This is a genomic window from Streptomyces sp. NPDC008125 (genome assembly GCF_042957125.1).
Taxonomy (GTDB): domain Bacteria; phylum Actinomycetota; class Actinomycetes; order Streptomycetales; family Streptomycetaceae; genus Streptomyces.
The window spans coordinates 275,899-288,519 of the sequence record NZ_JBIBHR010000004.1 but is presented as its reverse complement, the minus strand read 5'-3'; the positions used below and the strand labels follow the sequence as shown (position 1 = coordinate 288,519).

Here is a 12,621-nt window from a genome sequence, read left to right as displayed (position 1 = left end):
ACGCCCGCCCCCTACACCGAGTGGCGCACACCCGCCATGTGGGGGCGGCCGTAAGGGGAGCCGCCAGAGGTCGCCGCACACCCGCGCCGTCAGCCGCACGGCGCGGAGGTGCGGCCCCCGCGAGCGTCCGGTCCCCCGGCCGTCCGACCAGGGCCGCCGGGGGGACGGACGGCAGCAGGCCGGAAATTCCGGCCGCCGGGACCCGCTCCGGACCGACACGGCCACCGGGGCGACGCGGAGAAGCGACGGAAGAGAACGGACGGCCGGACCTCCACCAGGCGGTCCGGGTACCGGAAGAGCGGTCCGACCGGCGCGAGCGTCGGCGGCCGACCGGGCCGGTCGCGACCTCGCCACGGCACCCCCTGAAGGCGCGCGGGACCGAAGCCGTTCGCGCGTGCCGGTGCAGGAGGTCGGCCATGAATCTACTGCCTTTGCTCACCCTGCTGCCGCGTCTGCCACGTCTGCCGCGTCTGCCGCGCCTGCCGTCGCCACCGGGCCTGTGCCTGCCGTCAGCGCAGGGCCTGCGCTCCTCGTCCGCGCTGCTCAGGGCCACCGCGCTGGATCTGGCGATCCTCGCCGGACACGTGCTCTTCTATCCGACCGGCCTCACTCCGGAGCGCCGTAGGGCCACCCCCGGTATCGAGCAGGACCTCGACGCGCTGCCCCCGGGGGTGGCCGCGCTGACCCCGGCCCGGGAGGACGACCGGCCGCCGGTGGTGCTGCTGCACGGGTTCATCGACAACCGCTCCGTCTTCGTACTGCTCCGCCGCTCGCTCGCCCGGCACGGCAGGCACCAGCTGGAATCGCTCAACTACTCTCCGCTGACCTGCGACATCCGTGCGGCCGCCGAGTTGCTCGGGCGGCACGTCGAAGAGATCTGCGAGCGCACCGGCCACCGGAGGGTGGACGTCGTGGGGCACAGCCTCGGCGGCCTGATCGCCCGGTATTACGTACAGCGCCTGGGCGGTGACCACCGGGTCCGCGTGCTGGTCACCCTCGGCACCCCGCACGGCGGCACCGCCGTCGCCCCGCCGGCGAGCGCTCACCCGATCGTGCGGCAGATGCGCGCCGGTTCCGACTTCATCGAGGAGCTGCGCACCCCGGCCCCCGGGTGCCGGACGCACTTCGTCGCGTTCTGGAGCGAGTTGGACCGGGTGATGGTGCCCGTACGCACCGCGTGCATCGACCACCCCGATCTCGACGCGGAGAACGTACGGGTCACGGGCATCGGGCACCTCGCGCTCCCCGTGCACCCGGCCGTCGCCGCGCGCATCCGCCAGGTGCTCGACTCCCCCGGCTCCACGGCCACAGCGGGCGACATCGCGGGGATCACGGGCCGCGCGACGGGTGGCGCCACCGTGGCCTGACGGAGCAGGTGGCGCGGCCCGGGAAGGCCGGGCCGCCCGCCTTTACCGCAGTACGACGGTGACGCCCCGCTCTTCGAAGAGCTCCAGGATCACGTCGAAGAGCGTGACCTCCCGGTCGCCCGAGTGCGCCGGTTCCGTCAACCGCGCCCGCGCGGCGCCCGAGTTCACCCAGTCGAGGGTGAACCCGGGGGCGGTGCCCCAGCCGCCGTGCAGGCAGTCCTCCAGCGCGTCGAGGTTCCAACCGAAGTACCCGCCCGGCCCGTTGACGGCCTCACCGATCGCGCACCAGAAACTGTTCCGGTCGGCGGTGTACCGGCCGTCCAGGGTGACCGTCCGCTCCTCGGGCGCGTCCGGCTTCCCCTGCCGACGCCACTCGTGGGACCACAACGCCACGGACAGCCAGGCCCATTGCTCGGCGGCGGAGAGTCCGTGCCAGAGGCCCGGCCGGTCGGGTCCGCCGGCTCGGACGAGCTCCCACACCGCTTCCGAGCCGGGCACGGCGTTGTCGCACCACAGCTCGGCCGTCAGGTCGACCAGCCCGGCGCCGTGAGCGGAGGGCCGGGTGTCCGTGACGGTCACCTGGCCGACCAAGTAGCTCCCGATGACCGCGCCGTCCGGGTCGAGGAAGGAGAGCCAGGCGTTCCCCGCCCCGGCCCGTCGGCCACCGATCCGGTCGAGGGCCCTGAGCAGGCCGCCCTCCGGACGGCAGCCGGTGAGCAGCACCCGGCGCTCCCCGGCATCGGCCTCCCACTCATCGACCTGCCCCTCATCGGCCTCCCCCGCCTCGGCCCCCTCGCCGACCGGCGTGAACAGCCCTTCGACGCCGCGCGCGAAACCCCAGAAGTCGCTCTCGTCGTCGTCGGACCTGAGAGCACAGCCCCCGCCTTCGCCGCCCCGGACTGCCTCGTCCACCGAATCCTTCCCTCCGTACCGACCGAACACCGATCGAACACCGCTCCCCCACCGCGCCGACCGCAGCGACTACGTTCCGTCACCGTGTCCGGTGGAAATCAGAACGGATTCTTCGAACGTAACGCCAACAATGGGTCTCGGCTGCGCCGAAAGGCGCTCGAATGCCCGGTTCCCCCGAGACCAAACCCTTCCGAAGATTGTGGCCGTCACACACCGCCAGGTACAGTCGCGGCCACTGCTTCCCCGGGTTTCACCCCACTGAACTCCGGGCTGGTCCTGCTGCCGAGGCGAGAGAGAAGTTGGTGAACGACCAGCACACCCACGCCGGGTACGCCGGATACGACGCGTCACAGACCGGTGGCTACCCTGCCGGTCCGCTCTACGGGACGTATCCCGGCGAGCAGGGCGTCGCACCCGGTTCCGGATACGACAGCGATTTCACGGCGGTCCCCACGCCCGCCCAGCACGGCACGTATCCCGGTCAGGACACCTCCTACGCCGCCGACTCCTCCTGGGAGAGCGGCACGCACGACGGCACGCACACCGGTGCGCACACCGGCACGTACGCCGGCTACGCGGACGAGTCCCAGGCCGCGCACCACGATCTGTACGACACCACCGGCAGCTGGCACACGAGCCCGACCGGCTCGCCCGACCGGACCGGGCAGTGGGACTCCAGCGGCTGGCAGCAGGACGCGACCCGCACCACGACCGGCGAGTGGGCCTTCACCGACACCGGGGCCTTCCCCACGACCACCTTCGAGTCGGCCCTGTACGCGACGGGGACGTACCGGGCGGCCACCGCCACCGGTACGTACGAGACCCACGGCGGCGAGCACCACGGCGGGTACGACGGAACCGGATACGCCCCCGCCCCCTCCGGCTACGGAACCGACGCCCCGCACTACGGCCCCACCGCCTACGCGACCGGCGCCTGCGACACGGGCACCTTCGACAGCCGGACCTTCGGGGCGGGCGGCTACGAGACCACCGACTACGGCACTTCGGCCCACGACACCCCCGCCTCCGGCATCCCGGTCCACGCGACCACCGCGTTCTCCACCGGCACGTACGACAGCAGCACGTACGACACTGGCACGTACGACAGCGGCACCTACGACGCGACCGCCTGGAACACCGCACCGGAGGGCCCCGACGCCACGCCCGGGGAGACCGCGTACATCCCGGAACAGATGTCCTACCCGCCCGACGGGCAACACCGGCCGGACTCCGAACACCTGACGCCCGAACACGCGGCATCCGAACACCGGGCGCCCGAACAGCACGGGTCCGCGCAGGACGACGCCCCGCAGGACGACGCGCCCGACACCGCGCAGGAGCCCGGCCCGGAGTCCGAGGACCCGGCCGTCGGCTCCCCGGACCGCCGGCCCGACCCGTACACCCCCGCCGTGCGGCCCGAGGGACGGACCGAGGGTCGTTCCGCCACCCGGACCCGGGCCCGCCGCCGTACGCCCGCCAAGCGATCGGCGCTGCTGACGATCGCGGTTCCGTCCGCGTGTGTGATGGGCGTCGCGGGGATCGCGGCGGCCTCGGTCGGGGGGCTCGGGCGCGGCGAGGAGACCAAGGAGAACCCGACGACGATGGCCGCCGCCGACACGGGCACCGTGAAGGCACTCGCGTCCAACACCAAGCTGGACACCCAGCTCGCGGGGGTCGACGCCGCCGGTGCGGACTTCAGGGACCGGGCCAGCCGTACGCAGGAGCGCATCGACCTCAAGGAGCGGCAGGCCGCCGAGAAGAAGAAGCGCGAGGAGGAGGCCGCCCGCAAGGAGGCGGCCCGCCCCAAGTACCTGCTGCCGGTGGCGCAGCACGGTCTCAGCGCGTACTTCGGTCAGGCCGGGGTCAACTGGATGTCCGTGCACACCGGCATCGACTTCCCCGTGCAGTACGGGACTCCGGTGATGGCCGCGACCGACGGCACCGTACGCACCCAGTGGAACAGCGCCTACGGCAACATGGCGATCGTGACCTCGGAGGACGGCACCGAGACCTGGTACTGCCACCTGAGCAGCACCAGGATCCGCTCCGGTTCGGTGAAGGCCGGTGACGTGATCGCCTACTCCGGCAGCTCCGGCAACTCCACGGGCCCGCACCTGCACTTCGAGGTGCGTCCCGGCGGCGGCTCCGCGATCAATCCGCTGCCCTGGCTGCAGAGCCACGGGCTCGACCCGCAGTAGTCCCCGCGGCGTTCACGAAAGGCCGGGCCGAAAGGGCCCGGCCTTTCGGCGTGTTCAGGACGGCCGCTACAGCTTCTCGACGGGGGCGTACCGCAGCAGCAGCTTCTTGGGGCGCTCGTCACCGAAGTCGACGGTGGCCTTCGCCTGGTCGCCGAAGCCCTCGACGGCGGTCACCGTGCCCAGGCCGAACTGGTCGTGCGTGACCCGGTCTCCGACCACCAGCGTGACCACCGGCTTGTCGCCGGTGCGCCGGGTCGCGAAGCCGGAGGGGCCTGAGCGGGCGCGGGAGGAGGAGAGGGACGAGGTGATCCCCGAGGTGGGCCCGGCCGGGGCGGCCATCGGCCCCTTCCGCTTCCATTCCAGGTGCTGGTCCGGGATCTCCTCCAGGAACCGCGACGGCGGGTTGTACGAGGGCTGGCCCCAGGCGCTCCGCATGGACGCGCGGGTGAGGTAGAGGCGTTCGCGGGCGCGGGTGATCCCGACGTACGCGAGGCGGCGCTCCTCCTCCAGCTCCTTGACCTGGCCCAGCGCCCGCATGTGCGGGAAGACGCCGTCCTCCATGCCGGTGAGGAAGACGACGGGGAACTCCAGTCCCTTGGCGGTGTGCAGCGTCATCAGGGTGATGACGCCGGAGCCGTCCTCGTCCTCGTCGGGGATCTGGTCGGAGTCGGCGACCAGGGCCACCTTCTCCAGGAACTCCGCGAGCGTCCCGGACGGTCCGGCCGCCTCCGCGTCGCCATCGGCATCGGCGTCGCCCGCTCCGCCACCGTCCGGCTCGGCCGCCGCGCGGGCCCGGTCCTGCTCGAACTCCAGCGCGACGGCGGCGAGTTCCTGGAGGTTCTCGATGCGGGTCTCGTCCTGCGGGTCGGTGGACGCCTGGAGTTCGGCGAGATAGCCGGTGCGTTCCATGACGGCTTCCAGCACGACCGCGGGGCCCGCGCCGGACTCGACGACGGTGCGCAGCTCCTCCATCAGCGTGTTGAACCGCTTCACGGCGTTGGTGGAGCGGGCCGCCATGCCGTACGCCTCGTCGACGCGGCGCAGCGCCTGCCCGAAGGAGATCTTCTCGCGCTGGGAGAGGGCGTCGATCATCGCCTCGGCGCGGTCGCCGATGCCGCGCTTGGGCACGTTGAGGATGCGGCGCAGCGGGACGGAGTCCTCGGGGTTGGCGAGCACCCGGAGGTAGGCCAGGATGTCCCGGACCTCCTTGCGCTCGTAGAAGCGGACCCCGCCGACGACCTTGTAGGGCAGGCCGACGCGGATGAAGATCTCTTCGAAGACACGGGACTGGGCGTTGGTGCGGTAGAAGACCGCGACGTCGCCCGCCTTGGCGTCGCCCGCGTCGGTGAGCCGGTCGATCTCGTCGGCGACGAACTGCGCCTCGTCGTGCTCGGTGTCGGCGACGTACCCGGCGATGCGGGTACCGGTCCCGGCGTTGGTCCAGAGGTTCTTGGGGCGGCGGCTCTCGTTGCGCTCGATGACGGCGTTGGCGGCCGAGAGGATCGTCTGCGTGGAGCGGTAGTTCTGCTCCAGCAGGATCGTGGTGGCGTCCGGGTAGTCCTCCTCGAACTGGAGGATGTTGCGGATCGTCGCGCCCCGGAAGGCGTAGATCGACTGGTCCGCGTCACCGACGACGCAGAGCTCGCCGGGTGCGTCCTGCTCGCCCGCCGGTCCGACCAGCTCACGCACGAGGGTGTACTGGGCGTGGTTGGTGTCCTGGTACTCGTCGACCAGGACGTGCCGGAAGCGGCGGCGGTAGTGCTCGGCGACGTCGGGGAACGCCTGGAGCAGGTGGACCGTCGTCATGATGATGTCGTCGAAGTCGAGGGCGTTGGCCTCGCGCAGCCGCGCCTGGTAGAGCGCGTACGCCTGGGCCAGGGTCTTCTCGAAACCGTCGGCGGCCTGCCCGGCGAAGGTCTCCTCGTCGATGAGCTCGTTCTTGAGGTTGGAGACCTTGGCGGTGAAGGACTTCGGCGGGTAGCGCTTGGGGTCGAGGTCCAGGTCGCGGCAGACCAGGGCCATCAGCCGCTTGGAGTCGGCCGCGTCGTAGATCGAGAACGACGAGGTGAAGCCGAGCCGCCTCGACTCGCGGCGCAGGATGCGGACGCACGCGCTGTGGAAGGTCATGACCCACATGGCGTTGGCGCGGGGGCCGACGAGCTGCTCGACCCGCTCCTTCATCTCGCCGGCGGCCTTGTTGGTGAAGGTGATCGCCAGGATCTGCCCGGGGTGCACGCCGCGCTCGGCGAGCAGGTGGGCGATGCGGTGGGTGAGCACCCGGGTCTTGCCGGAGCCGGCGCCCGCGACGATGAGCAGCGGGGACCCGGCGTGCACGACGGCGGCGCGCTGCTCGGTGTTGAGTCCGTCGAGCAGTGCGGCGGAGTCGAGGACCGGGCGCGGGGCGCCGTCGCGGTAGTACCCGTCCCTGGGCGGCGGGGGCGCGTCGAAGAGCCCTTCGAAGAGGCCCTCGGGCTCCTCCTCGGGCGCGTGGTCCTCGGGGGGCGGCGGGGGCCCCTCCTCCACGGGCTGGAGGCCGGTCAGGAAACTGTCGTCAAAGAGGCTGCTCATCGCTAGTCGAGTTTAGGGTGTCGCGCCGACACTCCGGGCGGGCTTCGGCGGACCCGGCGGCCGGCCGTCACCGGGTGTCAGGGAGCGTGCGCGGCGCGCGAGAGAAACCCCTCGCCACGGGCCCTCGGGGACCCGGTACGGACCGCTGCGACCAAGGTCACGAACATGTATCGGGCATATCGCTCATCGCCCTTCCCAGCCGTCCCACCGCTTGGCTACCGTGCTCAGCCGGACGCCCCGTCCACCACGGCAGGCCGGACGATCTCGGCCGGGCCGCCCGGTGGGCGGTCCACGGAAGGAGATGCCGTCGTGGCATCGCATCGCAAACCCCGCACCCCGGTGCGCGTCTCGTCGCAGGCCGTCGGCTTCACCACGGTGGCGCTCGCCACCGCCACCCTGCTCTCCACGCAGAGCGCGACAGCCGCCCCTTCGGCGCCCAGGCCGAGCATCGAGGACGTACGGAAGAAGGTCGACGACCTCTACCGCGAGGCGGGCTCCGCGACGCAGGAGTACAACCGCGCGAAGGACGCCACGGTCGAGCAGCAGGACAAGGTGGACGCCCTGCTGGAGGAGGCGGCCGAGCGGGCGGACAAGGTCAACGCGGCCCGTCGCGCTCTGGGGAGCTACGCGGCGGCCCAGTACCGCAGCGGCGGACTGGCGTCCACCATGACGTTCTTCCTGGCGGACGACCCGCAGTCGTACTTCGACCAGGACCATCTGATGGAGCGGCGCACCAGCCGGCAGGAGAAGGCGGTCGCCGTCTTCCGTACCGAGCAGCTGGCCGCCGCCGAGAAGCGCACCGAGGCCACCGAGAGCCTGCAGGCGCTGACCGAGTCGCAGACGGATCTGCGCACCAGCAAGCAGACCGTGCAGAACAAGCTGTCCGAGGCGCGCACGCTGCTGTCGGAGCTGACCGCCGAGGAGAAGGCGCGCCTGGCGGAGCTGGAGCGGAAGAAGGAAGCCGAGGCGAAGAAGAAGGCGGAGAGGCTCGCCGCCGAGCAGGCCGCCGCGGCGAAGGAGGCGGCCGACAAGAAGGCCGCCGACAAGGCCGCGGCGGGCTCGGACACGGCAGCCTCCGGAAGTACCGGCACCGCGACCGGCTCGACCACGTCGGCGTCGGCGTCGGCCAAGGGCGCGCAGGCGCTGGCGTTCGCCGAGTCCCAGATCGGCAAGCCGTACGTGTGGGGGGCCACCGGCCCCGCGTCGTACGACTGCTCCGGCCTGACCCAGGCGGCCTGGCGGGCGGCGGGCGTCGACCTGCCGCGTACCACCTGGGACCAGGTCGATGTGGGTACGAGGGTCGCGACGGCGGACCTCCAGCCGGGGGACCTGGTCTTCTTCTACGACGACATCAGCCACGTGGGCATCTACAAGGGCGACGGGATGATGGTCCACGCGCCGAAGCCGGGGGCGTACGTCCGCGAGGAGTCGATCTACTACATGCCCATCTACGGCAGCGTCCGGCCGGGCTGATCCGGCCCCGGGCCGGCCGACGGGGCACACGGGCGGACGCGTCCCGGAACGCCCGCCCGGGGCCGGTCAGGTCCAGAGCGTGGCGATGAAGATGTTGGCGACGGTCAGTCCGCCCACGGCGGCGAAGGCGCCCTTGGACACCTTCTCCTCGTCGCGCTTGAGATAGATGAGAGCCAGGATCACGACGAGGATCAGCAGCTTGAGGCCGATCTTGACGTTGTTGACCGGATTGTCGTCGGCCTGGTGGAAGCCGACGAGGGCGATGCCGGTGACCAGCATGGTGAGCGCGCCGTGCAGCATCGCGGGGACGAACCGGGCGGTGCCGGAACCCATCGCCTTCATCTGCGTCAGGAAGCCGCCCAGCAGGGAGGCGATGCCGATGATGTGCAGGGCGACGAAGACATGGATGAGTACAGACATGTCCGCAGCCTAACGACGGCTGTAACCCCCCTCTGCGGTGAGGTGGGGCTTACCCGGGCCGCCGGGGCGCGTCTTCGGAACTGCCGCCCGCCCGCCGGCCGGCCCGGCCTCCGGCCGAACGACGGCAGGTCGAGGACGCGCTCCGGCGCCCTTTTCCCGAAGCTGCCCGAAAGTGACCGGATCGCCCTCCGCAACCCCGGCCGTCCTCCGTCACCCTGGTCACACACCGAAGGCGAAACGTCACAGGAGGTCAATTTCGATCATGACGCCTTCTCGGCCTGCCCCGGGGTTAGCGTCCCTTCCAGGTGATCGGCCCGCCTTGCCGCCCCTGACGGGTAGCACCGGTCACCTGGCCGAACGATCCCGGTGGTGCCCGCCCTCCCCCATGAGGCGCGCGCCGCCGGGGTCCGCCGGGCCCGCCGGTACCCCGGGCGGGCAGCCGACAGGAAGGATGCAGCCCTCGTGGCCGCGCACCGGAAAGCAGCTCACCGCAAACCCAAGCAGCGCCTGTTCGCCGGCTCCGCTGCCCGCTCCGCCGCCGCCCTGGCACTCGCCGGGGCGGCCACCGCGACCGCCGCGACCGGTTCCGCCGAGGCGGAGCCCCCGCTCACCGCTTCCCAGGTCAGGGCCAAGGTGGACCGGCTCTACCGGGATGCCGAGGTCGCCACCGAGCAGTACAACGGGGCCAGGGAGAAGGCTGCCGACGCCGCCCGCTCCGTGGACGCACTGCGCGACGAGGCCGCCCGCCGCACCGGTCTCCTCAACGAGTCCCGGCACGCCCTGGGTTCGCTCGCCACCGCCCAGTACCGCTCGGGAGGTCTGGACCCCGCGCTCCAGCTGCTGCTCACCTCCGACCCCGACGAGTACCTGGAGCGCGCCTCGTACGTGGAGAAGGCGGGCGAGATCCAGGCCGGGACCATCAGCGGCATCCGGCGCCAGGTCATCGGGATCGAGCAGGTCCGGACCCGCGCCGAGGACGAGTCGGCGGTGCTCGCCACTCGCGAGACCGAACTCGCACGGCACAGGAAGAAGATCACCACCAGCCTCAGCGACGCCCGGCGGCTGCTGCACACCCTCACCGCCGCCGAACGCGCCCGCTACGAGGCCGAGAACGGCACCGGCGGCACGGCCGGCCCGAGCGGCCCGAGCGGCCCGAGCGGTACGAGCGGTACGAGGGATACGAGCGGTACGCGGGCTACGACCGGCACCGGTGCCCCCTCGGTGGCTCCCACCACCCCGGACTCCCGCGCCGCCGAGGCTGTCGCCTTCGCGTACGGGGCGCTCGGCAAGCCGTACGTCTGGGGGGCGACCGGCCCGTCCGCGTACGACTGCTCCGGCCTCACCCAGGCCGCCTGGCGGGCGGCGGGCGTCTCGCTGCCGCGCACCACCTACACCCAGATCAACGCCGGGCAACGGGTCTCCCGCTCCCAGCTCGCCCCCGGTGACCTGGTGTTCTTCTACTCCGGAATCAGCCATGTCGGCCTCTACATCGGCGACGGCAAGATGATCCACGCCCCGCGCCCGGGTGCACCGATCCGGATCGCCCCGATCGACGAGATGCCGTTCGCGGGGGCGACCCGGGTGGCGTGACGACCGGCCCGCCCCCGCCCGTCACTGCCCTGAAGGACCGGGCGGACGGACGACGGGCGGGCGACGGGCGGGCGGGCGTCAGACCAGGCGGCGCGCCGTCGCCCACCGGGTCAGCTCGTGACGGTTGGAGAGCTGGAGCTTGCGGAGCACCGCGGAGACGTGCGACTCCACCGTCTTCACCGAGATGAAGAGCTGCTTCGCGATCTCCTTGTACGCGTATCCCCGGGCGATCAGCCGGAGCACCTCGCGCTCGCGCTGGGTGAGCCGGTCCAGGTCCTCGTCGACGGGCGGGGCGTCGGTGGAGGCGAAGGCGTCGAGCACGAAGCCGGCCAGACGGGGCGAGAAGACCGCGTCGCCCTCCTGGACCCGGAAGACCGAGTTGACCAGGTCGTCGCCGGTGATCGTCTTGGTGACGTAGCCGCGGGCGCCGCCCCGGATGACTCCGATGACGTCCTCGGCCGCGTCGGAGACGGAGAGCGCGAGGAAGCGGACCGGGTTCTGGGCGGCCGACATCAGCGGCGCGCAGCGGCGCAGCACCTCGACGCCGCCGCCGCCGGGGAGGTGGACGTCGAGGAGGACGACCTCGGGGCGGGTCGCCGTGATGACGGTGACGGCCTGGTCGACGTCGGCGGCCTCGCCGACGACCTCGACCCCGGTCTCCTCGGTGCGGCCGATCTCGGCCTGGACGCCGGTGCGGAACATCCGGTGGTCGTCCACGAGGACGACCCGTACCCGGCGTTCCGGTTCCTGGGTCGTCGCTTCGCTGTTCTCGGTCATTCGCCCGCCCTCTCCATCTCCAGCTCGACTTCCGTGCCGCCGCCGGGCACCGACCGGAGCCTGGCCGTACCGCCGTTGCGCCGCATCCGGCCGACGATCGATTCTCGTACGCCCATGCGGTCCTCGGGGACCGCGTCCGGGTCGAACCCGGGCCCCCGGTCGCGTACGGAGATGAAGACCTTCCGGCCCTCGACCTCCGCGTAGACCTGGACCGCGCCGCCCTCGCCACCGTACTTGGCGGCGTTCACCATCGCCTCGCGCGCGGCCTGGAGCTGGGCGGTGGTCTTCTCGTCCAGCGGGCAGTCGCCGACCACGACGACCTCCAGCGGGACGCCGTGCTTGTCCTCGACCTCGGCGGCGGCACGCTTCACTGCCTCGGCGAGGGTGGCCGGCTCGTCGTCGGCGTCCTTGCCGGTGCCGCCGGGGTCGTACAGCCAGTTCCGCAGTTCGCGTTCCTGGGCGCGGGCCAGTCTGCGGACCTCTCCGGCGTCCTCGGCGTTGCGCTGGATCAGGGTGAGGGTGTGCAGCACCGAGTCGTGGACGTGGGCCGCGACCTCGGCGCGTTCCTGGGCACGGATGCGCATCAGGCGTTCCTCGGAGAGGTCCTGGGTCATGCGGACGAGGTAGGGGCCGGCGAGCAGCGCGATGCCGGTGAGCACGGCGATGGCCGCGGTGAGGACGTTGCCGAGCTGGGCGGCCGAGCCGCGCACCACCAGGAAGGCGGCGAGCCCGAGGCCGACGAGCGCGACCCCGGCGAGGCCGCGGGCCAGGTGCAGCATGCTCCGGCGGCGGCCCACCTCCATCCACTGAGCACGGCGGGCGTTGTCGGCCTGCCGCCAGACCAGTACGGAACCGGCTCCGATGAGGAGGATGGGCCAGATGTAGCGGTCGGCGCCGCTGCCCATGTTCACGTTGGCGAGGAAGATCAGGGCGCCCACGAACAGCCCGACGAGCGCGAAGACCTGTCCGCGGTCGGGCTTGCGGAGCCGGCGGCTGCCGTCCGGGGCGGTGATGAAGAGGGAGCGCGGGGTCTCGACGCCGCCGACGCCGAGGGGCACCACGATCCAGAACACCGCGTAGAGCACCGCGCCGAGGCCGTCCGCCAGGAAGAGGCCGAGGAAGACGAGCCGCACCCAGGCGACGGGCAGCCCGAGGTGTCCGGCGAGGCCGCGCGCGACGCCGCCCAGCATGCGCCCCTCGGCGCTGCGGTACAGCTTGCGCGCCGGTGGCTCCTCCGGGTCGGTGGCCGGTGCACCGGCGGCTCGGGTCGTGGCGGTTGGCATGGTCCGATCGTCACACGTCCGGGTGGGCCGGGA

At 72.2% G+C, this 12,621-nt stretch carries 9 protein-coding genes; 4 read left to right on the top strand and 5 right to left on the bottom strand.

The annotated features are described in order from the left end of the window. Positions 1–416: 416 nt before the first annotated feature. On the top strand, positions 417–1,367 hold the full coding sequence (locus ACFZAX_RS09050; RefSeq protein ID WP_390960310.1) for an alpha/beta fold hydrolase: 951 nt from the start codon (positions 417–419) through the stop codon (positions 1,365–1,367). A 42-nt stretch (positions 1,368–1,409) separates the two neighbouring features. Here the strand turns inward: ACFZAX_RS09050 and ACFZAX_RS09045 are convergent, their stop codons facing one another. After that, a complete protein-coding gene (locus ACFZAX_RS09045; RefSeq protein ID WP_390960309.1) occupies positions 1,410–2,279 on the bottom strand; it encodes a barstar family protein in 870 nt (289 codons plus the stop codon). A 302-nt stretch (positions 2,280–2,581) separates the two neighbouring features. Between ACFZAX_RS09045 and ACFZAX_RS09040 the strand changes: the two genes are divergently transcribed. Next, positions 2,582–4,477: a peptidoglycan DD-metalloendopeptidase family protein gene (locus tag ACFZAX_RS09040; protein ID WP_390960308.1), complete on the top strand. Its 1,896-nt coding sequence runs from the start codon at positions 2,582–2,584 to the stop codon at positions 4,475–4,477. A gap of 66 nt (positions 4,478–4,543) precedes the next feature. Here ACFZAX_RS09040 and pcrA read toward each other — a convergent pair whose 3' ends face one another. Continuing rightward, positions 4,544–7,045, bottom strand: coding sequence for a DNA helicase PcrA (pcrA, locus tag ACFZAX_RS09035; RefSeq protein ID WP_390960307.1), 2,502 nt, complete (start codon positions 7,043–7,045; stop codon positions 4,544–4,546). 309 nt (positions 7,046–7,354) lie between these two features. On the opposite strand from pcrA, the gene ACFZAX_RS09030 reads away from it, so the two are divergent. Then, entirely contained in the window at positions 7,355–8,518 is a 1,164-nt protein-coding gene (locus tag ACFZAX_RS09030) for an NlpC/P60 family protein (RefSeq protein WP_390960306.1), read from the top strand. A 66-nt stretch (positions 8,519–8,584) separates the two neighbouring features. Here the strand turns inward: ACFZAX_RS09030 and ACFZAX_RS09025 are convergent, their stop codons facing one another. Continuing rightward, positions 8,585–8,938: a hypothetical protein gene (locus ACFZAX_RS09025; protein ID WP_390960305.1), complete on the bottom strand. Its 354-nt coding sequence runs from the start codon at positions 8,936–8,938 to the stop codon at positions 8,585–8,587. Positions 8,939–9,400: 462 nt separating this feature from the next. Here ACFZAX_RS09025 and ACFZAX_RS09020 point away from each other — a divergent pair, with 462 nt between their 5' ends. Then, a complete protein-coding gene (locus tag ACFZAX_RS09020) occupies positions 9,401–10,528 on the top strand; it encodes an NlpC/P60 family protein (protein WP_390960304.1) in 1,128 nt (375 codons plus the stop codon). A 78-nt stretch (positions 10,529–10,606) separates the two neighbouring features. Here the strand turns inward: ACFZAX_RS09020 and ACFZAX_RS09015 are convergent, their stop codons facing one another. Next, entirely contained in the window at positions 10,607–11,305 is a 699-nt protein-coding gene (locus ACFZAX_RS09015) for a LuxR C-terminal-related transcriptional regulator (protein WP_390960303.1), read from the bottom strand. Further along, positions 11,302–12,588, bottom strand: a complete 1,287-nt coding sequence (locus tag ACFZAX_RS09010) for a PspC domain-containing protein (RefSeq protein WP_390960302.1) — start codon at positions 12,586–12,588, stop codon at positions 11,302–11,304. The genes ACFZAX_RS09015 and ACFZAX_RS09010 overlap by 4 nt, the downstream gene beginning before the upstream one ends. Between the last annotated feature and the right edge of the window lie 33 nt (positions 12,589–12,621).